This is a genomic window from Pseudomonas mosselii (assembly GCF_003205295.1).
GTDB classification, from domain to species: Bacteria; Pseudomonadota; Gammaproteobacteria; order Pseudomonadales; family Pseudomonadaceae; genus Aquipseudomonas; species Aquipseudomonas mosselii_B.
Genome location: NZ_QJRP01000010.1, coordinates 92,347 through 114,005, shown reverse-complemented (window position 1 = coordinate 114,005; position 21,659 = coordinate 92,347). Strand labels below are relative to the sequence as shown.

18 protein-coding genes, 1 tRNA gene and 1 pseudogene are annotated in these 21,659 nt (G+C 65.0%); 11 read left to right on the top strand and 9 right to left on the bottom strand.

All coding sequences use genetic code 11. From position 1 onward, the window contains the following. Positions 1-13 precede the first annotated feature (13 nt). On the bottom strand, positions 14-451 hold the full coding sequence (locus tag DMX06_RS12530) for a hypothetical protein (RefSeq protein WP_110737481.1): 438 nt from the start codon (positions 449-451) through the stop codon (positions 14-16). A 212-nt stretch (positions 452-663) separates the two neighbouring features. Between DMX06_RS12530 and DMX06_RS12525 the strand changes: the two genes are divergently transcribed. The 7 genes and pseudogenes from DMX06_RS12525 to DMX06_RS12495 form a co-directional block, all read left to right on the top strand. Next, positions 664-2,154, top strand: a complete 1,491-nt coding sequence (locus DMX06_RS12525) for a sensor domain-containing diguanylate cyclase (RefSeq protein WP_110737479.1) — start codon at positions 664-666, stop codon at positions 2,152-2,154. Further along, on the top strand, positions 2,147-2,368 hold the full coding sequence (locus DMX06_RS12520) for a cysteine-rich CWC family protein (protein WP_110737478.1): 222 nt from the start codon (positions 2,147-2,149) through the stop codon (positions 2,366-2,368). Before DMX06_RS12525 ends, DMX06_RS12520 begins: the two co-directional genes overlap by 8 nt. A 34-nt stretch (positions 2,369-2,402) precedes the next feature. Further along, positions 2,403-3,095, top strand: coding sequence for a pseudouridine synthase (locus DMX06_RS12515; protein WP_110737476.1), 693 nt, complete (start codon positions 2,403-2,405; stop codon positions 3,093-3,095). A 379-nt stretch (positions 3,096-3,474) separates the two neighbouring features. Beyond that, positions 3,475-4,359 carry an alpha/beta fold hydrolase gene (locus tag DMX06_RS12510; protein WP_110737474.1) on the top strand — a complete coding sequence of 295 codons (885 nt, stop codon included), beginning with the start codon at positions 3,475-3,477 and terminating at the stop codon, positions 4,357-4,359. 115 nt (positions 4,360-4,474) lie between these two features. Continuing rightward, a tRNA-Gly gene (locus tag DMX06_RS12505) sits at positions 4,475-4,548 on the top strand. 188 nt (positions 4,549-4,736) lie between these two features. After that, entirely contained in the window at positions 4,737-6,437 is a 1,701-nt protein-coding gene (locus tag DMX06_RS12500) for a SulP family inorganic anion transporter (RefSeq protein WP_110737473.1), read from the top strand. A gap of 108 nt (positions 6,438-6,545) precedes the next feature. Next, positions 6,546-6,743: pseudogene (locus DMX06_RS12495) on the top strand (helix-turn-helix domain-containing protein); the annotation flags it as partial. 355 nt (positions 6,744-7,098) lie between these two features. Here the strand turns inward: DMX06_RS12495 and DMX06_RS12490 are convergent. The 5 genes from DMX06_RS12490 to DMX06_RS12470 all read right to left on the bottom strand — a co-directional run bounded on the left by DMX06_RS12490 (position 7,099) and on the right by DMX06_RS12470 (position 13,956). Next, positions 7,099-8,694 (bottom strand): alpha/beta hydrolase, encoded by a 1,596-nt coding sequence (locus DMX06_RS12490; RefSeq protein ID WP_110737472.1) that lies wholly within the window; start codon positions 8,692-8,694, stop codon positions 7,099-7,101. Between the two features lie 7 nt (positions 8,695-8,701). Then, on the bottom strand, positions 8,702-11,065 hold the full coding sequence (locus DMX06_RS12485) for a TonB-dependent receptor (protein WP_110737470.1): 2,364 nt from the start codon (positions 11,063-11,065) through the stop codon (positions 8,702-8,704). Between the two features lie 80 nt (positions 11,066-11,145). Continuing rightward, positions 11,146-12,108 (bottom strand): FecR family protein, encoded by a 963-nt coding sequence (locus DMX06_RS12480; protein ID WP_110737468.1) that lies wholly within the window; start codon positions 12,106-12,108, stop codon positions 11,146-11,148. Beyond that, on the bottom strand, positions 12,101-12,637 hold the full coding sequence (locus DMX06_RS12475; protein WP_110737466.1) for an RNA polymerase sigma factor: 537 nt from the start codon (positions 12,635-12,637) through the stop codon (positions 12,101-12,103). The genes DMX06_RS12480 and DMX06_RS12475 overlap by 8 nt, the downstream gene beginning before the upstream one ends. A gap of 245 nt (positions 12,638-12,882) precedes the next feature. Further along, positions 12,883-13,956, bottom strand: coding sequence for a glycerophosphodiester phosphodiesterase family protein (locus DMX06_RS12470; protein ID WP_110737464.1), 1,074 nt, complete (start codon positions 13,954-13,956; stop codon positions 12,883-12,885). A 139-nt stretch (positions 13,957-14,095) separates the two neighbouring features. Here DMX06_RS12470 and DMX06_RS12465 point away from each other — a divergent pair, with 139 nt between their 5' ends. The 4 genes from DMX06_RS12465 (at position 14,096) to DMX06_RS12450 (ending at position 19,327) form a co-directional block, all read left to right on the top strand. Further along, positions 14,096-15,112 carry a DUF4917 family protein gene (locus DMX06_RS12465; RefSeq protein ID WP_110737462.1) on the top strand — a complete coding sequence of 339 codons (1,017 nt, stop codon included), beginning with the start codon at positions 14,096-14,098 and terminating at the stop codon, positions 15,110-15,112. Positions 15,113-15,188: 76 nt separating this feature from the next. After that, positions 15,189-15,710 carry an RNA polymerase sigma factor gene (locus DMX06_RS12460; protein ID WP_110737460.1) on the top strand — a complete coding sequence of 174 codons (522 nt, stop codon included), beginning with the start codon at positions 15,189-15,191 and terminating at the stop codon, positions 15,708-15,710. After that, positions 15,707-16,654, top strand: coding sequence for a FecR family protein (locus DMX06_RS12455; RefSeq protein ID WP_110737458.1), 948 nt, complete (start codon positions 15,707-15,709; stop codon positions 16,652-16,654). The genes DMX06_RS12460 and DMX06_RS12455 overlap by 4 nt, the downstream gene beginning before the upstream one ends. 120 nt (positions 16,655-16,774) lie before the next feature. Then, positions 16,775-19,327 carry a TonB-dependent receptor gene (locus DMX06_RS12450; protein WP_110737455.1) on the top strand — a complete coding sequence of 851 codons (2,553 nt, stop codon included), beginning with the start codon at positions 16,775-16,777 and terminating at the stop codon, positions 19,325-19,327. Between the two features lie 33 nt (positions 19,328-19,360). Here the strand turns inward: DMX06_RS12450 and DMX06_RS12445 are convergent, their stop codons facing one another. The 3 genes from DMX06_RS12445 to DMX06_RS12435 all read right to left on the bottom strand — a co-directional run bounded on the left by DMX06_RS12445 (position 19,361) and on the right by DMX06_RS12435 (position 21,525). Further along, positions 19,361-19,855, bottom strand: coding sequence for a helix-turn-helix transcriptional regulator (locus DMX06_RS12445; protein ID WP_110737453.1), 495 nt, complete (start codon positions 19,853-19,855; stop codon positions 19,361-19,363). Beyond that, on the bottom strand, positions 19,855-20,127 hold the full coding sequence (locus DMX06_RS26565; RefSeq protein ID WP_110737450.1) for a hypothetical protein: 273 nt from the start codon (positions 20,125-20,127) through the stop codon (positions 19,855-19,857). The genes DMX06_RS12445 and DMX06_RS26565 overlap by 1 nt, the downstream gene beginning before the upstream one ends. Positions 20,128-20,304: 177 nt before the next feature. Then, positions 20,305-21,525, bottom strand: a complete 1,221-nt coding sequence (locus DMX06_RS12435) for a class I SAM-dependent methyltransferase (protein WP_110737448.1) — start codon at positions 21,523-21,525, stop codon at positions 20,305-20,307. Positions 21,526-21,659 lie beyond the last annotated feature (134 nt).

Genomic DNA, 21,659 nt, shown 5'->3' with positions numbered 1-21,659 from the left:
CGTCAGTGCCCTGTCACCGCGACCAGCCCCGCTCGCCACCCCGGCCCCCATCGGGTCGACGGTCACGGTTGCCCTGCCCGTTGGAGTGCCAGCGATCGCCCCGGCGGTCGTCATTGCGGTAGTCGTGGCGGTCGCGATCGCGCCCGTAGTCGTAGCGCTGGCGGTTGCCGTAGTCGTAACGCGGATTCCCCTGCCAGCGCGGCTGCATGCCGGGCGCCGGATAAGGGCGGTACTGCGGCACCGGCGCCGGCCTGTAGTAACGCGGTGCGGGCTGATAGTAGTAGCGGGTCTGCGGCACCACGTAATAGCGGTCCTGGCGGTAGTAGCCTGGGTAAACGTAGCGATCGCTGGTGTAGTAGTCGCTGCGGTAATAGCCGCCGCTCCCGTAATAAGGCGCGCAGCCGGAAATCAGCAGTCCAAGCAGGACGACGAGCAGGATTCGTGGGTACATGGCGGCCTCCTGGACCGCAGGGGTGCCCGGCACAGCGGCGCTGGCGAGCGTCGACGACAAGCTGTTGGTCGACACTGGATAAGACCATCGCGACAGGGTTCAGTGCCATTTGCGCAACAAATTGAAACAGGTCCTATACCCCTGAAAAACATGCAGTCATTTTTCAGTCATCTCACTAGAATGTGGCCACCGGCACACTTCACGGGAAGATCATGCCCTCGCCTTCCGCCCTGTTCTCGCAACGCTCTCTGATCTTCGCCCTGCTGCTGTTGCTGGCCGGCGGCTTCCTGGCCACCTCGCTGCTCGGCTACTATGCCTCGCGGGGGGCGATCCGCGACGGCATCGTCAATACCGAGCTGCCACTGACCTCCGACAGCGTCTACTCGGAGATCCAGAAGGACCTGATCCGCCCGGTGCTGATCGCCTCGATGATGGCCCAGGACACCTTCCTGCGCGACTGGGTGCTGGCCGGCGAGCAGGACACCGGGCGCATCACCCGCTACCTGGGCGAGGTGATGGGCAGCCAGGCCACTTGCACCAGTTTCTTCGTCTCCGACCGCAGCCTCACCTACTACCAGGCCAAGGGCGTGCTCAAGCAGGTCCAGGCCGACGCCTGGCGCGACGCCTGGTACTTTCGCCTGCGCCAATCGAGCAAGCCCTACGAGATCAACGTCGATCTGGACATGGCCAACCAGGACAAGCCGACCGTGTTCATCAACCACCGCGTGCTCGACTACCAGCAACGCTTCATCGGAGCCGCCGGCGTGGGCCTGAGCGTGGAGTCAGTGGTCCGCCTGATCGACGACTACCAGCGGCGCTACCAACGCGCCGTTCTGTTCTCCGATGCCCAGGGCAAGGTGCTGCTGACCAGCTCCGACGGCGGCCCCCATGGCCTGCGCGCCGGACAGCAACTGGCCGACAGCAGCCAGTGGCAGGACCTGCTGGCACGCATGCCGACGCCCGCCACCGGCAGCCACGAATACACCGACAACGACGGCCACAGCCACTTCCTCAATGTGCGCCTGCTGCCGGAACTGGGCTGGTACCTGCTGGTGGACAAACGCGAGACCGGCGCCCTGGACCGCATCCGCCAGTCGCTGTACCTGAACCTGGCGATCTGCGCCATGATCACCCTGGTGGTCCTGTCGCTGCTCAACGCCATGGTCAAGCGTCACCAGGACAACGCCGAGGCGCTGGCCACCCTCGACAGCCTCACCGGCCTGCCCAATCGCCGCAGCTTCGACCTGCTGGCCGGCCAGGCGCTGGTCGAGGCCCAGCGCGACAGCGCGCCGCTGGTCGCCCTGCTGATCGACCTCGACCACTTCAAGACCCTCAACGACACCCATGGCCACCTGGCCGGCGACGAAGTGCTGCGCCAGTTCGCCAATGTGCTGCAGGGCAGCCTGCGCCAGTCCGATATACTCTGCCGCTGGGGCGGCGAGGAGTTCGTCGTGCTGCTGCGCGAAGCCGAAGGCCGCCAGGCCATCGAAGTTGCGGAAAAGATCCGCCGGCGCACCGAGCAACTGACCTTCAGCCATGCCGACCAGCCAATACGCCTGACCGTGAGCATCGGCCTGTCCGCCCTGCAGCGCGACGACAGCCTGCACAGCCTGCTGACCCGCGCCGACCACGCGCTCTATCGTGCCAAACAAGGCGGACGCAACCGTGTCTGCAGCGAAATGCCCGGAACCGACCATGCCTGATCCTCGACACTGTCCCGCCTGCGGCGCCCTCAACCGGTGCGGCCTGGCCGACCCGCGCAACGCCACGCAAGGCTGCTGGTGCTTCGAAGTGGCCATCGACCCAACGGTGATCGAGGCATTGCCCGCCGAGCTGCGTGACAAGGCCTGCCTGTGCCCGCGCTGCGCACAGGTGGACGAGCAGCTCAAGGCAGCACCAGCACGCACGATCCGCTAGACTGCGCGCCGATTTCCCGCAAGCGACCCGCCCCATGCGCCTCGACCGATTCCTCGGCAACCTGCCCTGTTACAACCGCCAGCAAGTACGCTTGCTGCTGGCGCAGCGGCGCGTGCGCGTGGATGGCCTGCCGACCGCCGACCCGTTGCTGGAGGTGCGTGAATTCAGCCGCGTCGAGGTCGATGAGCAGGTGCTCCAGGCCGGTCGTCCGGCGCGCTACCTGATGCTGCACAAGCCCACCGGTTGCGTCAGCGCCACCCAGGACCCGCAGCACCGTACCGTGCTAGACCTGCTGCCGGCAGAGCTGCGCGATGACCTGCACATCGCAGGACGCCTGGACTACAACACCACCGGGCTGATGATCCTGACCAACGATGGCCAGTGGTCGCGGCGCCTGACCCAACCACGGACCAAGCAACCCAAGACCTACCTGGTGCACACCGAGGACGAAATCGGTGCACATTACATCGAACGGTTCCGCGAAGGGTTCTACTTCGCCTTCGAAGACCTCACCACCCTGCCCGCGCAGCTGGACATCCTCGGACCGCGCAGCGCGCGCCTGGTCATCGTCGAGGGCCGCTATCACCAGGTGAAACGGATGTTCGGACACTTCCAGAACAAGGTGGTGGGGCTGCATCGGGAAAGCATGGGGGCGATCACACTGGACCCGATATTGCATCCGGGAGCGTTCAGGGCGCTGACCGCCGAGGAAATCGCCTCGGTCTGAGCGGACTCGCCATTCGGCGGTTTCCCACGAAAGATTGCTCCAACGACACTTGCGCGATCCCGCCCGCGCTGCTTGACTGCTAACTCGTCGGTCTGCATGTGACTCAACGGTCACAACCGCAGTCCAAGACGCCCTTTACCGGCCACCCGGGGTCTCGATGCCCTGGGGCACGGTAATCGCCCGCACAACAATACCGTCGACTACACGCGTCAAGGATCGACACAAGGGCCCACCGGTTTCAGTTCCAGGCGAATGCCTACCTGTCATAAAGCACGTGCACCCTGATGGCCTGTCCGGTCGATTCGGCGCCCAGCCCGCCTGCCGATCGCACACGCCACAAGGTGACGCGAATACCCTTTTTGCGCCAGGAGTCGATGACATGAGGCCAGAAATCGCTGTACTTGATATCCAAGGGCAGTACCGGGTTTACACGGAGTTCCATCGCGCGCAAGGCGCCGAAAAGACGATCATCCTGATCAATGGCTCGTTGGCGACCACGGCGTCCTTTGCACAGACAGTGCGCAACCTGCACCCGCAGTTCAACGTGGTGCTGTACGACCAGCCGTATGCCGGCAAGTCCAAACCGCACAACCGCCATGAACGGCTGCTGACCAAGGAGACCGAGGCGCACATCCTGCTCGAACTGATCGAGCATTTCCGTGCCGACCATGTCCTGTCGTTCTCCTGGGGCGGTGCCTGCACCCTGCTGGCGCTGGCGCACCAGCCGCGGCTGGTGAAGAAGGCCATCGTCAGTTCGTTCTCGCCGGTGATCAACGAACCGATGCGCGACTACCTGGACCGCGGTTGCCAGTACCTGGCCGCCTGCGACCGCTACCAGGTGGGCAACCTGGTCAACGACACCATCGGCAAGTACCTGCCGTCGCTGTTCAAGCGTTTCAACTATCGCCACGTCAGCAGCCTGGACAGCCATGAATACGCGCAGATGCACTTCCACATCAACCAGGTGCTCGACCACGACCTGGAACGGGCGCTGAAGGCTGCGCGCAACATCGACATTCCGGTGCTGTTCATCAACGGCGACCGCGACGAGTACACCACCGTCGAGGATGCCCGCCAGTTCAGCCGGCATGTGGGGCGTAGCCAGTTCAGCGTGATCCAGGGCGCCGGCCACTTCCTGGACATGGAGCACAAGACCGCTTGCGAGGATACTCGCAGCGCGATGCTCGGTTTCCTCAAGCCGGCGCTGCGCGAATCCCGCCCCCGCTTCACACAGGAAACCGGGCAGCATGCACTGGCCATCTGAGCGCATCGGCGTCCTGTAGCCCTCGATACCCGCAGGCTACGGGCCGCCGACAGGCTTTTTTACAGCCGTGGGCTTCTCATTCGGGGAGGGTTCTGGTAAAAAGTCGTGCTTCGAAGCGGGTATAGTTTATTGGTAAAACTATAGCTTCCCAAGCTATTGAGGAGGGTTCGATTCCCTCTACCCGCTCCAACTCGCATTCCCCGCACGACGTTCCGGTAACGTCGTCGCTGTCAAAAGGAGCCTCGGCTCCTTTTTTCGTTTCCAGCGTTCCTTTCTTGATCTGGCCCATGGCCAGCGCCGCGCCGATTGGCTTGAATGCCCAGTGATTCGCGGCGCATAACCGCTAAGCTTTCTGAAACATTTCCAAAGGATTGCGCATGTTTCTCTCCCGCTGGCTACCGGGCCTGGCCAACCTGTTGCACTACCGCCGCGAGTGGTTCCACGCTGACCTGCAGGCCGGCCTGTCGGTGGCCGCCATTCAGATACCCATTGCCATCGCCTATGCGCAGATCGTCGGCCTGCCACCGCAGTACGGCTTGTACGCCTGCGTGCTGCCGATGATGGTCTATGCCCTGATCGGCAGTTCACGGCAACTGATGGTCGGCCCGGATGCCGCCACCTGCGCCATGATCGGCGGGGCCGTGGCACCGCTGGCCATGGGCGATGCGCACCGCATCGCCGAGCTGTCGGTGATCGTCACCGTGCTGGTGGGCGTGATGCTGATCGCCGCCGGGGTGGCGCGGGCCGGTTTCATCGCCAGCTTCTTCTCGCGGCCGATCCTCATCGGCTACCTCAACGGCATCGGCCTGAGCCTGCTCGCCGGGCAGTTGTCGAAGGTGGTGGGTTTCAAGATCGAAGGCGATGGGTTCATCCTCAGCCTGATCAACTTCCTCCAGCGCCTGGGCGAGATCCACTGGTTGACCCTGGCCATCGGCCTGGCCGGGCTGGGCCTGCTGATCTGGCTGCCGCGACGCTACCCGCGACTGCCGGCGGCACTGGTGACCGTGGTAGTGTTCACCGCCCTGGCCGGGCTGTTCGGCCTTGACCGTTATGGGGTAGCGATCCTAGGCCCGGTGCCGGCGGGCATCCCGGAACTGGCCTGGCCGCAGAGCAGCCTGGCGGAAACCAAGAGCCTGCTGCGCGACGCCCTGGGTATCGCCACCATCAGTTTCTGCAGCGCCATGCTCACTGCCCGCAGCTTTGCCGCCCGCCACGGCTACGCGATCAACGCCAACCACGAGTTCCTCGCCCTGGGCGTGAGCAACCTGGCCGCCGGCATATCCCAGGGCTTCGCCATCAGCGGCGCCGATTCGCGCACCGCGGTCAACGACATGGTCGGTGGCAAGAGCCAGCTGGTGGGCATCATCGCCGCGCTGGTGATCGCCCTGATCCTGCTGTTCTTCACCGCGCCCATGGCCTGGATTCCCCAGGCTGCGCTGGGCGCAGTGCTGCTGATGGCCGGCTGGGGGCTGATCGACGTGAAGTCGCTCAAGACCATCCGCAAGCTCAGCCGCTTCGAGTTCTGGCTGTGCCTGCTGACCACGGTCGGCGTGCTCGGCCTGGGCGTGTTGCCGGGCATCGTGTTCGCCGTGACCCTGGCCATCCTGCGCCTGCTCTACAGCATCTACCAGCCCACCGACGCCGTGCTGGGCTGGGTGCCGGGCATCGAGGGCCAGGTGGACGTGCGCCAGCACAAGGACGCCCGCACCGTACCGGGCCTGGTGGTGTACCGCTTCGACGATGCGATCCTGTTCTTCAATGCCGACTACTTCAAGATGCGCCTGCTCGAAGCCGTGCAGGGCGTGGAAAAGCCGCAGGTGGTGCTGTTCGACGCCGAAGCTGTGACCAGTATCGACGTCAGCGGCGTGGCGGCCCTGCGCGAGGTACGCGACACCCTCGCCGCCCAGGGCATCCACTTCGCCATCGCCCGCGCCCGCGGCACCTTCCTGCGCATGCTGGTGCGTTCCGGGATGGCGCGGGAAATGGAAGAGAAGCTGCTGTTCGGCTCGGTACGGGCGGGGATTCGGGCGTATCGGGTTTGGCGCAACAGGGCTCGGCGAGAGGGAGAGGCGGATTGAGGGAGAGGGACTACATCACTAACTGAAGGGAATGACATAACCGCGCTCGTAATGATCAGTACGCTTCGAGGATCACCATCAATCTCAGAAAAGGAGCACGGTAGCCATATGAGCCACCACTTCGAAGAGCTTATGGAAAGCGTTGAACAGATGGATGAGATCATCCATGGCAAACGCCTCCCCTCCCGCCAGTTCGAAATCGACGCCCTTCAGTTCAGGAACATCCGCAAGGCGACCGGGCTATCCTTGGTACGCTTTGCCAAGATGATCGACGTGCAGGTGGCCACCCTGCGCAAATGGGAACAATGACCCCTGGGTAGGAACTTTTGACCTCATGTAGGCGACCAGGTGCCAGACGATAGCCTTGCAGCGCCTATAAGACCGAGCGCCGCCCGCGCGGCGCATCGCGACGCAAGGCCGCTCCTACATCTGTTTCGGGCCAGTCAATCCTGTGCTATTACCGGGTCCGCCTTGTGGGTACGACGCGGTTTCAGCGTGAGCACTACTGGCGCTTCACCTGTCTCAAGACAGGCACCAAGGCGGGCAACCATGGCCTGACAGGTTCGGCACGTTGCAACAAATGTAGGAGCGGCCTTGCGTCGCGATGCGCCGCGCGGGCGGCGCTCGATCTCATAGGCGCAGAGGATCTATCGCCGAACGCTTACGGCACACAAGCCCGCGCCACAGCCTGCGTCCCCTGCCCAAGCAAGCTGATCAACCCACAGGGCAGGCTCCCGCGCCACTGCAGGTAGTCATGGCCGGCAGGAAACTCCACCTGTTCCACCCGGTACCCCTTGGCCAGCAGCACGTCGCGCAGATGACGGTTGGTATCGAGGATCCTCGGGCCTTCGAACAGCCCCGCCTGCAGGTAGAACCGCAGCGGCTGGCGCGGCGCCTTGATGTACTCGCGGGTCAACCAGCCAGGCTCGTCACCGGCCATCGGCCACCAGTAGGAACCGGACATGCTCAGCACATTGCCGAACAATTCCGGGTGCGTGAGGCCCATGTAGGCCGACGCCAGGCCGCCATAACTGGACCCGGCGACCACGGTGCGCGAAGCCGGCGCCGCCAGTCCCTGGCGGCTGGCCCAGGGCATCAGCTCTTCGGCCATGAACCGGGCGAACAGTGGGTTGGGCGGCAACTCCCGCTCACGGCTTTCACTGCTGGGGTTGGCGATGATCAGCGCCACGGTGGGTGGGATCAGGCCGTCGGCCATCAGGTTGTCGAGTATCGTCGGGGTCGGCACCTGGCGGGTGTAGGCATGGGCATCGAACAGCACCAGCAAGGCCTGGTCAGCCTTGCCCGGGCGCCAGCCCGCCGGGCGGTAGAGGTAGATATCGCGCTCGTTGCCCAGCACCTCGCTGGCCAGGCGCTTGCGCTCCAGGCTGCCACGGGCCACCCCGGCACGCTCGGCCACCCACGGCTGGGGCGCCGCATCCGCAAGCTCCAGGCGTGAGCGCGATAACCAGGCATCGCCGCTGGCGTCGGCAAAGGTGTTGGGGTTGAGCGGGTCGCGCCGGGTGCTGGCGAGGATCACCCGACGGTCGTCGGATACCGGCACATCCGGCGCCATCTGGTAACTCAGGCGGGTGGCCGCTGGCACCTCGAAGCTGTGGAACCAGACATCGCTCGCACCCAGCCGGGACAGAGGTTCGTGATTGCCAGAAGGCGCACCGAACATCCGCACATTGTCCCGTGCGCCACGCCAGAGGAAAGTGACCAGCCGCTTGTCCGGCTGCCCTGGAATTACTTCGACCAGCGGCGTCCCTTCGCCCGCACGTGCCTTCCAGAACGCATCGGTGCCTCCACCAGACGCCAGTTGCTGCTGCAGAGCACGCATTGTCGGGCTGAGCAGGGGCGCAGCAGTTCGACGTTGCTCGCTGGCCGGCTGCACCTGCTCCAGGCTCAGGCTGAAGCGTTCCGCCGGGCGGATCGCCAAGGGTTCGGCGCGCACACCGTAGCGGCCATCCTGCGGCGCGACGAACAGGAACTCGCGGGGTTGATCCAGGCCGTCGATCAGCAGGCGCAACGGCCGCCCCTCGGTATCCAGCAGGCGCAGGCTGACATCACCATCGACCCGACCACGCACCAGGTCCCCCGCCTTGAGAGCCAACTGCCAGAGTGGCGGATGCGCTGTGTCGACCTGGCCGGCGACCGGTTTTCCAACCTCGAGATCGGCGTGCGCGGCCGCCAGGGCCGCATTCGAGCAGACTGCAGTCAGCAGCCATGCACCACTCAAGCGCTTGAATTGCTGCATGCCCACCTCAGAAGTCGACACTGGCGGAAAGCTTGAGCGTGCGGGGTTCACTGACGGTGGCATAGCCATCGTTGAACACGCCGGCCCAATAGGCGCGGTTCTCGACGTTCTCCAGGCTGGCGCGCAGGGTCACCTCCTTGCTCAGCACCTTGGTCGCGTAGCGCGCGCCGAGGTCGTAGCGGGTCCACTGCGGGATCTTCAGCTGGTTGGCGGAATCGAGGTACTGGGAACTGCTGTGGATACCCAGGGCGGTCAAGGTCAGGCCCTCGACCCCGGGCAGGTCCCACTCGGCACCAAGATTGGCCGACCAGGCCGGCACGCCGCGGGCGGTGTTGCCGTCCATGGCGCCATTGGCGGTCTTGCTCAGCACCGCACGGGTGTAGGTCACGCCACCGAGCAGGCGCACGCTGGGGACGACTTCGCCGAACATCGTCCACTCCACGCCACGGTTACGCTGCTCGCCGTCATCGTTGTAGCGATTGCTGGGCTTGTCGTAGATCATGCTGGGCTTGTCGATCTGGAACACCGCCAGCGTGTGGGTGAAGTCGCCCAGGTCCCACTTCACCCCGGCCTCCATCTGCTTGGCGACATAGGGCGCGAACTGCTCGCCGTAGTTGGCGGCCTTCTGGTCAGTGACCATGCCGCCCTGGGTCAGGCCCTCGATGTAGTTGGCATACAACGACACCGGCGCTTCCCAGGGCTTGAGCACGATGCCCACGGCCGGAGTCAGCTTGCGCTCGTCGTACGAAGGATTGCTCATCTTCTGCCGCACGCGCTGGGAGCGAACCCCCAGGGTGAGCAGCACACGCTCGTCCAGGAAGCCCAGGGTATCGGCCACGGCAAAGCTCGACAGGGTGTTGTCACCGGTCTTGGTGCTGCTGCCGTGGTCGCCGGCGATGATCGCCTTGCCCGGGTGGTAGATGTTGGTGGGGTACTTGGCTCCGGTGACGGTTGGCGCACGGCCGATATCCTGGTGCAGCAAGGTAGTGCTGAGCACCATCTGGTGGCTGACCGGGCCGGTCATGAAGTTGCCGCGCAGACCAGCCTCGGTGGACAGGCTGTGGGTGTAGCCGGCCTGGTTGTAGGTTTCGCCCGTGGCCGTGCCGTCGGCCTTGTTCACCACCACACGCGTACCGTTGAGGAAACCATCGTAGCGGGTTCGCGCGCCACCGACGCTGGCGTAGGCGGTCCAGCTGTCATCGAGCTGGTACTCGCCACGCACTACCACGGCCTTGCTGATCTGCCGGGCGTGGATACCTTCGAGGATGTTGGTGTCTGGCTTAGGTGCGCGGGTCACGTGCTTGAGGCCGCTGAAGCCGGCCATCATCGGGCTGCCGTTTTCGAGCCTCTCGTGGTTTTCGTAGGCATCCAGTTCAAGCTTGAAGTCGTCGCCACGGTAATCCAGGGCCAGCGCCGCCAGGGTACGGTCCTTGGACTGTTCGTCGACACCCGTGTCGCCGCTGCCGTAGACGCCATTGAAACGAATGCCGAAGCGGCCATCGGCAAAACGTCGGCCGACATCGATGTGCTCGGCGACATAACCATCGGACACGTAGCTGGTGGTCAGGCGGGTCAGCGGCGCATCGCCGGCGCGTTTGGGCACCAGGTTGACCACCCCGCCCACGCCACCGTTGGGCGCCATGCCATTGAGCAGCGCACCCGGCCCCTTGAGCACCTCGACACGCTCGAGGAATTCGGTCGGCACATGGCCGTCGGGCGCCAAGCCGTAGAGGCCACCCAGCGCCAGCTCGGTGGAGTCCAGCGCATAGCCACGGATCATGAAGTTTTCGTAGGCATGCCCTTCACCGGTGCTGAAGCGGATCGACGGATCATTGCGCAACACCGCGCCGACCGTGCCGCTCTGCTGGTTCTCGATGGTCTTGGCGGTGTAGGCGGTGACGCTGAAGGGGGTGTCCATCAGGTCGCGGTTGCCCAGCATGCCGATGCGCGCGCCACGGGCCACCTGACCACCGCTGTAGCTTTCCGGCAGGTCGCTGTTGAAACCCGAGGCATTGACCGTGGTCGCCCCCAGGGTCAGGGCACCCTGGTCGCTCGGGCCGCGCAGGATGATCACGCCGTTTTCTTCCACCGCCACCAGGTCGCTACCGACCAGCAGCTGGCGCAGGGCCTGCAGCACTGTGTAGCGGCCCTGCAAGGCAGGCGCGCTACGCCCGGCCAGTACACGGCTGTCGGCGGCGATCGCCACCCCCGATGCATGGGCCAGGGCATGCACCGTGGCCTCCAGCGACTGACCCGGCAGGTCGAGGTTCAGCGGCTGGCTATCAGCCAGGGCGAAGCCGCTGCCGCCGAGGGCGCAGGCCAGGGCCAGGCGCCGCAGGGTGCCGGGGAAGCGGGAGGAGAAAAACGACATGATCGGTCCTTGCAGGAGGTGGGTTCACTGCTGATGACGCGGCAGCGGCGGTTTACCCCTCAAAACAATTCCGCAGGCTTTCAGCGCGGCGCGACCAGGCGCTGCGCACCCTGCTCCAGCAGCCTGACCGGCAGGATCCCCGGCAACGCCTCGAGCAACACTTCGGGACGGTCGCTCGGGAAACTGCCCGTCAAGCGCAGGTTGGCCACCCCCGGATCGACCCGGACGGTCCGCCCGACATAGGCATTGAGCTCGCCGATCACCTCGACCAGCGGCTGGTCGGTGAACGACCACCAACCCCGCTGCCAGTGCGTCAGGTCCGGGCCGAACCGGCCACCGGCACGCAAGCTGCCCAACCGCCCCTGGCCATCCAGGCAGATGCGTTCGCCGGCCTGCAGCACCTGCTCGCCACCTTGCAGATCGCGCACCTGGACCCGCCCCCTGGCCACCGCCACCTGGACACGGTCACCACGGTCGCTGACCGTGAAGGCGGTGCCCAGCACCTGCACCACGCCCAGGCGCGTGCTGATCAGAAACGGTCGCCACAGCTCATGGGCGACATCGAAGAACACGTTGCCGTGCAGCAGCAGGACCTGACGCTGGCCATGATCGAAACGCACGCGCAGGTTGCTTTCGGCCGCCACCAGCAACTGGCTGCCATCCGGCAGTGACAGGGCCTGCGGCGCTTGCGCGTGGGCCGTCTGCAGGTCCTGGCGCAACGGCACGGTGCGCTTGTACATCCAGCCCAGCCAGCCCCCCGCGGCCAGCAGCACGGCTAGCGCGCCGCCCTGGCGCAGCACCCGCCGACGACCGGTATCGCAGGCGTGCGGCTGCAACGCGCCACGCAGTTGCGGCGCGAGGCGGTGAACCAGCTGCCAGCGTTGCTCGGCTTCCAGCCAGGCGCGCTCATGCTCGGCGCTGCGCCCGCGCCAGCGCTGCGCCAGGCCGTGAGTCTTGCGCACGCGTTCGGGATCGTCCCCTTGCAGCGCCGCCAGGTAGACCAGCGCCTGCTGCACCTTGCGCGGAGCGGACGGCTCAGTCATGACGGCTCGCCAGGCGCAACTCGGACAGGTCGAAGACCGCCCGGGCGATATGCAGCTCGACCGACTTGGCCGACAGCTCCAGGGCCTCGCACACCTCTCGATGACTGTGGCCGTGCAGGCGCACGCGGACGAACACCTCACGACGCAGCCTGGGCATGCGTTCGATGCGGGCGATCAAGTGCTGCAACTGTTCGCGCGCGATAATGATCTCTTCCACGCTGGGGCTGAGCCAATCGGCCCGTGCCAACCAATCTTCCAGCGCCGCCAGTTCAGTGCTGCGCCGGCGGTACTGGTCGATGCACAGGTTACGCGCCGCCTGGAACAGCAAGGCCCGGGCATTGATCACCGGTGCGTTGAGCGCATGGGCATAGGCCTGGGCGAAGCTGGACTGGGCGATGTCGGCGGCGTCGTCAGGATTGCGCAGCCGCCCGCAGAGATAGCGGCGCAGATCGCTGTAATGGGCGAGCAGATCGTCGACGGCCGCCTTGAGGGCCGGCCGGGCGTGCCAAACGCTGGAAAGGGAGGTCATTGCGGATGTGGCGAGGGCCGTTAATAGGAATCCCTATCATTCTCACACATGCCAATCGGCCATCGCTAGTGTCCTGTCTCGGAAATACGTTCTCTTTTGGCGAGTGGCTTGGGTGTTCGGCCAAGGCGCCGCGACGAGTCATAGCAGGGCTATGGCGAGGAGTGGCAACGCCGGCCGGGCGCCCAAGACGCCGCCAAAAGTGAACAGCTTATTTCCGAGACAGGACACTAGCATCATCTTGTCGATCAGTAACCCAGCTTGCGCAGCAACTGACCCTCGTTCTGCGGCAACGGCCGGCCGTAGAAACGCATCAGCTCAGCGGCGCGGTTGGTGAAGATGCCATCGACGCCGGCTTTCATCGCCTTGTCGAAATCCACCGCCTCGTCGAGGGTGTACACGTGCACCAGCAGGCCCTTGGCATGGCTGGCCTGGTTCATCCACGGCTGGATCAGGTCGGAATAACTCTGCTCTCCCAGGTGGGTACGGATCGCCGAAGGGCCGGTGCCGATCGCGCCGCCGGCCTTGGCGTAGTCGAGCCAGCGCTCGAACTCGGCACGATCCTTGGGCTGCTGGCGAGCGTAGAAGGCCGACTTGTCCTGCTCGCCGGACTCGGCGAAGTCCTGCCCGGAGGCCGGTTCGATGCTGCCCTTGGCCACCCACAGCAAGAGGATCTTCGGTACCTGCGGCATGGCTTCGTGCAACAGCTTGAGGCTGTTGCGGTCGAAGGTCTGCAACACCACCCGGCCCGGTTTGTCGAGCCAGCCGCGGGCTTCGAGGCGCTTCTTCAGGTCCTGTTCGATGCCGGGGAACTGGGCCGGTTCCTTGGTCTCGATATACAGGCCGGGGTGACGCTCGGGGTTGCCTTCGGCGATGTCGATCACCTCGTCCAGGGTCAGGATGCGCTGGCCCTTGAACGCATCCCGGGCACGCTCGGGATAGGCCTTGTTGAACCAACTGCCGGCATCCAACGCCTTGAGCTCGGCCAGGGTGAAAGCGCTGACCGGGCTGGCCTTGCGCGCCGGGTAACGTTCGGCGACGTCGCTGGTGCGCGCCAGCACATCGTCGTGGACCACCACCAGTACGCCATCGCGGGTGCGCTGCAGGTCCATTTCAAGGTAATCGGCGCCCAACTCACGGGCCAGCAGATAAGCTGGCGTGGTGGACTCAGGGGCATCGTACGACGCACCACGGTGGGCGATCACGGCTGGGTGCGGGATGCCCTGCACCTTGGCCAACACCGGGCCATCAGCGGCACAAGCCACGGCGGTGGTCAGCAGCGTGCTCAGGCCGATACTCAATATGAGGGAGTTACTGTTCATTCGACTGTTCCTTGTACAAGTAGGTAGGCTCTAACCGAGCCTTTGCCGTCCACGATGGATCGCGCAGGATGGCAAGCCTCGCATACTCGGCATGGCATGCTAAAGTCGCCCGCGTTTCCCCGCTGCCCACGGATTCCCAATGCCCACACTTGACGCCCTCCTGCCCGCATGGGCCGACCTCAACCAGCGCCATCCCAGCACCGCCCTGCTGCTGGGCAACGGCGCCAGTCGCGCGCTGTGGAAGCCGTTTGGCTACTTTTCGCTGTTCGAGCAAGCCCAGCGGGTCCGACACAAGGCGCTGGGGGTGAGCGACCAGGCGCTGTTCAAGGCCCTGGGCAGCGAGCTGTTCGAGCCGGTGCTCAGCACCCTGAACACCACGGTACGGGCCAATGCCGCGCTGGCGATCAACTCCACCGCGCCGCTGAACCGCTACTACTCAATCAAGGAAGCGTTGATCCATGCGGTGCGCGCCGTGCACCTGCCCTGGCCGCTGTTCCCCGACGCGACACGCACGGCCATCAACCAGGCGCTGCGCCAGTACCGCAACGTCTACACCAGCAACTACGACCTGATCCTGCCCTGGGCCATGGCCCAGGATGCGCAAGGTTTCGCCAGCCTGTTCGACGAGCAGGGTTTCTTCGATGTGCGCCGCAGCCAGGTCGAAGGCACTCGCGTGCTGCACCTGCATGGCGGCATGCACCTACTTAAATTACCCGATGGCAGCACCCGCCAGCGCGGCGCGGAACAGGCCGAGCTGCTCGAAGGCTTCGCCGTCAACATCCCCGGCGAAGTGCCGCTGTTCGTCAACGAGAGCCGCAGCGACGACAAGCTGCGCGCCATCCGCCAGTCGGATTACTTGTCGTGGAGCCTGGGACAGCTGGCCCGTGAACAGGGTGGCCTATGCCTGTTCGGCCAGCATCTGGACGCCAGCGACCAGCACCTGCTCGAGGCCATCCGCCAGGCTCGTCCCCAGCACCTGGCAATCGCTATCCGGCCATTGAGCGAGGCGTCGATCATCAACCAGAAGCAGCACTTTATCGACCGTTTCGCCGATCTTGACCAGGTTCCCCTGCATTTCTTCGATTCAGCCAGTCATCCCTTGGGGCTGGCCGAACTGGCGATTGCGGTACCAGCCAGCCACGCCCGTCGGCATTGAATCGGCAACTTTGCAAATGTAAATAATTCTCGATAAGATCCGCACCCTTTCCTCCACGCCAGCCCGGAAAGCGTGCATGCAGCGCCCCAAGCCCGACCCTGTCGCCCACGGTTTCTATGCCGACATCCTGCATTTCCTGCGCAAGCGCATGGACAATGCCAGCGATGCCGCGGACATGACCCAGGATGTGTTCGCCCAGTGGCTGGGCTACCGGGACCGAGCCAAGGTGGAGCAGCCGCGCGCGTTCCTGTTCCAGGTGGCCCGCAACCTGCTGAGCGACCATTGGCGACGGCAGAAAGTCCGCCACGCGGTGCTGGCCGACGACACCCTGCCCGAGGCGCAGAGTCCGCCAGCCAATGACCCGTTGGACCATGCACAGCAGCAACAACGGCTGAATCAATTGCGCCAGGTGCTCAGCGAACTCTCGCCGCGACGCCGCGAAGCCCTTATGCTCCACCGTTTCGAAGGCCTGACCCAGGCCCAGATTGCCGAACGCATGAACATTTCCGTCAGCATGGTCGAGAAGCACATCGCCGCCGCCCTGCTGCAATGCAAGCAACGCCTGGACAGTGACAACGGCACGGAGCAGTTCCCATGACCACCACCGACGAGCTCGACCCGCGCCCGATCGACGCCCAGGCGGCGAGCTGGTTCAGCCGCAACCGCAACCAGCCCTCGCGCCAAGAGCGCAAGGCGTTCGCCCTGTGGATGCAGACGCCCGAGCACACCCGCGCCTACCGCCAGTTCGAACAGCTCTGGGATGACCTGGCCGCGCTCAAGCAGGCCAACCGCCCCGTGCCCATGCCGGTGCGCCGCGCGCCACGCTGGCGCCCGGCCCTGGCGACCGCGGCGGCCCTGCTCTGCGCGGTGCTGGCGGGCAACCTGGGGGCGGGCAGCACCGCCTTCAGCCAGCGCATCGCCGCCGGCCAGACCCTGCAGACCCTGCATCTGCCCGACGGCAGCCAGCTCTACGTCAACGCCCAGACCCGCCTGCGCCTGGACTTCAGCGCCGAACGGCGGCTGATTCACCTCGACCGCGGCCAGTTGTACATCGAGGTGGCGCCCGACAAGGAACGCCCATTGTTCGTCGACGCCGGCAGCGGCCGAGTGCGCGTGGTCGGTACCGGCTTCGACCTGCGCCGTGGCGAGCGTGAACTGGTGGTGGCGGTCGCCCACGGCCAGGTGGCGTTCGATACGCCGGGCGAACGACAACCGCCCGTGCTGCTCGGTGCCCGTCAGGGCGCCACCTACGACCTGGCACGCGGCAGCCTGACCCGCCACGAACTCGGTGAGCAGCAGGTCGCCGACTGGCGCGAAGGCCATGTGAGCTTCCGCAACCGCGAGCTGGCCAGCCTGGTCGACGAGCTCGGCCTGTATCGCCAGCACCCGGTGGTGCTGGCCGATCCGGCGCTCGGCCGCTACAAGGTGTCCGGCAACCTCGACGTGCACGACCCGGACGCCCTGCTCAATGCCCTGCCCGCACTGTTGCCGGTCAAGACCACCTTGCTTGCCGACGGGCGCCTGCGCATCGAACGACGCTAAAAAATAATTTGAGAATTTTTATCATTCGCAGGTGAGGTTTTGTCGCAACGCCGCGTCTTCCTCCCCGCCTGCCGCGTGATGGCGGGCTTTTTTCCGGCCTTTTGCCGTTTGGGGGAATCCATGTTGTCCGCGTTGCGTCCTTTGCACTGCCTGCCTGCCCGACCCACCCTGCTCGCCCTGTGCCTGGCCATGAGCCTGGCCGCCGAAGCCGCGCCGGTACCCTTCGACCTGCCGGCGCAACCGCTGGCCCGTTCGCTGAGCCAGCTGGCCCAGCAGGCCAAGGTCCAACTGCTGTTCGACGAGGCCCTGCTCGGCAGCGCCCAGGCACCGGCACTCAAGGGTGACTTCGAGGCCGAGGCGGCCATCGGTCGCCTGCTGGTGGGCAGCCGCTTCAGTGTCGTGCGCATGGGCAACACCTACGTGGTGCGCCTGCGCGAGGACGCCCCGAGTGCCGACAACAGCATCCAGCTCGGCGCCTTGAGCATCGTCGGCGACGGCAAGCAGGTGGAACCCGGCAACGTCGGACGTTCGACCCTCGACCAGGAACAGATCGACCGCTACCAGCCGAACAACATCCCCAGCGTACTGGCCACCTTGCCAGGCGTGAACATGGGCGGCTCGGCCAAACCCGGCGGCCAGACCATCAACATCTGGGGCCTGGGCGACGCCGAGGACGTGCCGATGACCCTCGATGGCGCGCCCAAGAGCGGCTTCGAGCGTTACCAGCAAGGCACGATCTTCATCGAGCCGGAACTGATCAAGCACATCGAAGTGGAGAAAGGCCCACATTCGGTGAAGACCGGCAACGGCGGTTTCGGCGGCAGCGTCAACATGGAGACCAAGGACGCCGGCGACCTGCTGCAGGAAGACCGCAACAGTGGCGCCATGCTCAAGTATGGCTATGCCAGCAACGACCATCAGCAGATCTACAGCTCGGCGCTTTTCGGCCGTAGCGATGACAGGCGCTTCGACGGGCTGGTCTATTACACCAAGCGCGACGGCGGCAACCTGAAAATGGCCGACAACCTGCCGGACCCGAACAACCAGTGGCCGGTCAACCCCAAGCGCGTGCCCTACAGCGCCCTGGACCTGGACGGCATGCTGCTCAAGGGCAACGTCCACTTCACCGACGAGCACAGCCTGGGCCTTTCCTACTCGCGCTCCGAAACCGACCGCTGGACCACTTTCGCCGCCACCGCCTACCCGGCGCCACCCTCGGCGGCGGACATCAGGAAGTACGGCTACGAGGGCTCTCTCAAACGCTTCCTGGCCTATCGCACTACCATCGACACCACCTGGTCGGCCACCTACAAGTACCAGCCTATCGAGAATCCCTGGGTCGATTTGCAGGTGAAATACTCCGAGTCCGACACCAAGCAGACCGACGAGCGTGAAGCCACGGCGTTCTTCCAGCCATCCACCGGTGGTCGCAAGATGGACACCGAGTACAAGGACCGCATGCTCGACGTGAAGAACACCAGCACCTTCCTCACCGGCCCGCTGGAACACGCGCTCACCGCCGGCGTGCAGGTTCGTCGCCATGACCGCGACACACAGATGTGGATGCCCGGCAAGACCTATGAAGTGCCCAAGTACAACTATGGCCACTACCAGCCGTACTTCATGCCCAGCGGCCAAGTCGACAGCCAGGGTTACTACCTGCAGGACGCCGTCACCCTGGGCAGCGTGACCATCACGCCTTCGTTGCGCTATGACCACGTCACCAACGAGGGCAAGCCCAACCAGGCGCCCTACTACAACAACCCGGCGGCCGGCCACGACTACAGCGACAAGACCTACAGCGGCTGGTCGCCACGCCTGTCGCTGTTCTGGAAGGCCACCGAACAGACCGTGCTGTTCGCCGACTACAGCAAGACCTGGCGCGCCCCCGTACTGGATGAGCAGTACGAGGTGCAAGGCGTGGGAAGCCGCACATCCACCAGCCGCAACCTCGACCCGGAACGCATCACCGGCGTGCGCGTGGGCAGCATCAGCGATTTCTCCAACGTGTTCGTTCAGGGCGACAGCGCCCAGGTACGCACGACTTTGTTCCGCAACAAGATCACCGATGAGATCTTCAAGGCCACCGGCGTCGGCTGCCAGGAGCAACTGGTCACTGGCGGCAGCATCGCCAACACCTGCGGCGGCGGCCTGATGGGCAATTACCGCAACATCGGCGACGTGGAGTACAAGGGCTTCGAGATCGAGACGTTCTACGACTCCACCTACCTGTTCGGCGCGGTGTCCTACGCCTGGATGGAAGGTCGCCATGAGGGCGCCTACACCAACCCTTGGGGCCCCGACGTGTGGGCCAAGGATGTGCCGGCGCCGAAATGGATCACCACCCTGGGAGTCAAGATTCCGTCCTGGGACGCCCGCGTCGGCTGGACCGCGCAGTTCGTCGGCGCCACCCACCACCTGCCCAGTGACAAGTACTTCGAGGGTCCGGCCAGTGCCCTCGGCGACCGCTACTACGACAACTTCGGCAACGAGAAGTACGAGATTCACGGCCTGTTCGCCAACTGGAAGCCCCAGCAGCCCTACCTCAAGGGCACCGAAGTCAACCTGACCGTGGACAACCTGTTCAACAAGGCCATCCGGCCGGAGCTGTCGGGCGAGAACGCCTATACCCAGGGGCGCAATGCCAAGATCAGCGTGACCCGGTTCTTCTGAGCCTGCGCAAGGGCGATGATGCAACGGACTGCATCACCTGCCGCTTGCCACCCGTTCCTGGGCCCTGGCGACATTTACGTGCATCGCCACGACGGCCAGTTCGTGAAGCGCCTGGGCAACGGCGTGGGTACCCCGTGCCTGCATCCAGGCCAGGATGTCGGCGAGATGCCAGAGCGAAAGACTGCCGTCATGCACCGGGGCCGGGAAAGTGCGGTGATGAGTAAGCATGAGCTTGCGCATGTTCTGTCGGGACACCCCCACCAGCGCCGCCACATCGGTCAGGCCAACCAGGTCCGGACTGGCTTCGATCAGGCGGGCCTCCGGCAAGACCTGCCGGACATTCTCCAGGGCGCTGTGCATCGCTTCCCGCGCAGTCTTGCCCTCGCGGGCGAAGGACAGGGCCAGGCGACCGGGCTGACCGCTACCGACCACCGCGTCATCGCAACCCGCCTCTCCCAGTCGCTCGATCAGTGCATCGACATCCACGCCGTCGTGCAATTGGTACTTGAGGGTGAATTCGTACTCCATCACTTTCGCTCCACTGGCTGATTGACGACCCCACGCATCGACGTGCAGTTGTCCACGACCCGGCGCAACTGGCGAGCGAAAGTGCCCGGATTTCTGGGCGTGCTCCACACGCTGGTGATGCAGAACTCGCCACAGCGACATGCGCGGTCGTTGTTGGGGCAATAAATCCGCCCCCAGCAATGGCCACCCCGCACCGTGACTTTCCAGCCCTGCGCCTCAGCGTGTGTCAGGGACTGCTCGACTTCCGTGACTGGATGGAGGGGACGGGCCATCGATTGATCTCCAGTATGGGCATGGGAAAATGGTTGTCAAGTGACAACCACTCGACGCCGACGGGCGTCACCACAAGCCAGACTAGGTATCAGGAACGCTGCAACAGGCTCGGAAAGGCCCTTCCGGAAACGGCCTAACCGAAACTGGGAAGGTGCTGTAGGTTCAGGCGAGCCAAATCACCCAGCAATCAGGCCATCCGCCTGCAGCAGGGTTTCCAGGCAATGCTCGCGTACCCCATAGAACGCCTTGAGCTCGGCGATCTTCTCCAGCAGCGCCGCATTGTCCTGGGGCTGTCGGCGCTTGACCGCAAGAATCATCTTGTTCTTGTTGGTGTGTTCGAGCGAAATGAATTCGAACACCTTGGTCTCGTAGCCGCAGGCTTCCAGGTAGAGCGCCCGCAGGCTGTCGGTGAGCATTTCGGCCTGCTGGCCCAGGTGCAGCCCGTACTGCAGCATGGGCTGCAACAGGCCGGGGCTGCGCAGTTGCGGACGAACCTGCTTGTGACAGCACGGCGAACACATGATGATCGCGGCGTTGCAGCGAATGCCGGTATGGATGGCATAGTCGGTGGCGATGTCGCAGGCATGCAGGGCGATCATCACGTCGATGGCTTCAGGCACCACGCTGCGCACATCGCCGCATTCGAACACCAGGCCCGGATGCTCCAGCCGCGCGGCGGCGGCGTTGCACAGCTCGACCATGTCCGCACGCAACTCGACCCCGGTGACCTGCGCCTCACGCCCAAGGGTATTGCGCAGGTAGTCGTGAATGGCAAACGTCAGGTAGCCCTTGCCCGAACCGAAATCGGCGACTTTCAGCACCTTTTCCGTACTCACCGGCGCGCCGCTCAAGGCATGGTCGAAGACTTCAATGAACTTGTTGATCTGCTTCCACTTGCGCGACATCGACGGGATCAGCGCGCCCTGCCCATCGGTCACCCCCAGGTCGCGCAGGAACGGCCGCGACAGTTCCAGGTAGCGCTTCTTCTCGCGGTCGTGCCCACCCGCCGCGGTCTCGGGTGGCGCCGACTGGGCCAGGTGGCGGCGCAGCATCGGCTTGCCCTTCTTGCTGAACTCCAGTTGCACCTCGCCGGCGGCGGTGAACAGGTGTGCGTTGCGAAAGCTCTCCGGCAGCAGTTCGGCCACCAGCGTCTGCGCCGGGTCCAGCCCCAGGTTGCGAGTGATGTCGCGGGTCTGGTGACGGTAGACCAGCGACAGGCAAGCCTGGCCCTTGATCTGCACCGGCTTGGCGATGATCCGTTGCAGGGTCTGGTCGGCGCCGACATGACGGGCCAGCACCAGTTTGCTCAGGCTGCCATCGGCCAGGGCGTCGGCGAGCAGGTTCAGGAACTGGGCACGCGCGTCCGGCGCGGTGGGGGCGGAAGAAGGGGACGACATGGGAACGGGTGCCTCGGAATGCGGGGAGCGCGATGCGCAATGCCGGGCATTCTACGTCGATGTCAGCCCATCGCGAACCCCTGTGGGAGCGGCTGGCCCGCCCCCCACGACAGCAGGTATCGGTTCAGGCCACG

Bases quoted from the DNA above. Each gene is read 5' to 3' on its own strand.
- DMX06_RS12530 (WP_110737481.1), bottom strand. From the start codon at position 451: ATGTACCCACGAATCCTGCTCGTCGTCCTGCTTGGACTGCTGATTTCC.
- DMX06_RS12525 (WP_110737479.1), top strand. From the start codon at position 664: ATGCCCTCGCCTTCCGCCCTGTTCTCGCAACGCTCTCTGATCTTCGCC.
- DMX06_RS12520 (WP_110737478.1), top strand. From the start codon at position 2,147: ATGCCTGATCCTCGACACTGTCCCGCCTGCGGCGCCCTCAACCGGTGC.
- DMX06_RS12515 (WP_110737476.1), top strand. From the start codon at position 2,403: ATGCGCCTCGACCGATTCCTCGGCAACCTGCCCTGTTACAACCGCCAG.
- DMX06_RS12510 (WP_110737474.1), top strand. From the start codon at position 3,475: ATGAGGCCAGAAATCGCTGTACTTGATATCCAAGGGCAGTACCGGGTT.
- DMX06_RS12500 (WP_110737473.1), top strand. From the start codon at position 4,737: ATGTTTCTCTCCCGCTGGCTACCGGGCCTGGCCAACCTGTTGCACTAC.
- DMX06_RS12490 (WP_110737472.1), bottom strand. From the start codon at position 8,694: ATGCAGCAATTCAAGCGCTTGAGTGGTGCATGGCTGCTGACTGCAGTC.
- DMX06_RS12485 (WP_110737470.1), bottom strand. From the start codon at position 11,065: ATGTCGTTTTTCTCCTCCCGCTTCCCCGGCACCCTGCGGCGCCTGGCC.
- DMX06_RS12480 (WP_110737468.1), bottom strand. From the start codon at position 12,108: ATGACTGAGCCGTCCGCTCCGCGCAAGGTGCAGCAGGCGCTGGTCTAC.
- DMX06_RS12475 (WP_110737466.1), bottom strand. From the start codon at position 12,637: ATGACCTCCCTTTCCAGCGTTTGGCACGCCCGGCCGGCCCTCAAGGCG.
- DMX06_RS12470 (WP_110737464.1), bottom strand. From the start codon at position 13,956: ATGAACAGTAACTCCCTCATATTGAGTATCGGCCTGAGCACGCTGCTG.
- DMX06_RS12465 (WP_110737462.1), top strand. From the start codon at position 14,096: ATGCCCACACTTGACGCCCTCCTGCCCGCATGGGCCGACCTCAACCAG.
- DMX06_RS12460 (WP_110737460.1), top strand. From the start codon at position 15,189: ATGCAGCGCCCCAAGCCCGACCCTGTCGCCCACGGTTTCTATGCCGAC.
- DMX06_RS12455 (WP_110737458.1), top strand. From the start codon at position 15,707: ATGACCACCACCGACGAGCTCGACCCGCGCCCGATCGACGCCCAGGCG.
- DMX06_RS12450 (WP_110737455.1), top strand. From the start codon at position 16,775: ATGTTGTCCGCGTTGCGTCCTTTGCACTGCCTGCCTGCCCGACCCACC.
- DMX06_RS12445 (WP_110737453.1), bottom strand. From the start codon at position 19,855: ATGGAGTACGAATTCACCCTCAAGTACCAATTGCACGACGGCGTGGAT.
- DMX06_RS26565 (WP_110737450.1), bottom strand. From the start codon at position 20,127: ATGGCCCGTCCCCTCCATCCAGTCACGGAAGTCGAGCAGTCCCTGACA.
- DMX06_RS12435 (WP_110737448.1), bottom strand. From the start codon at position 21,525: ATGTCGTCCCCTTCTTCCGCCCCCACCGCGCCGGACGCGCGTGCCCAG.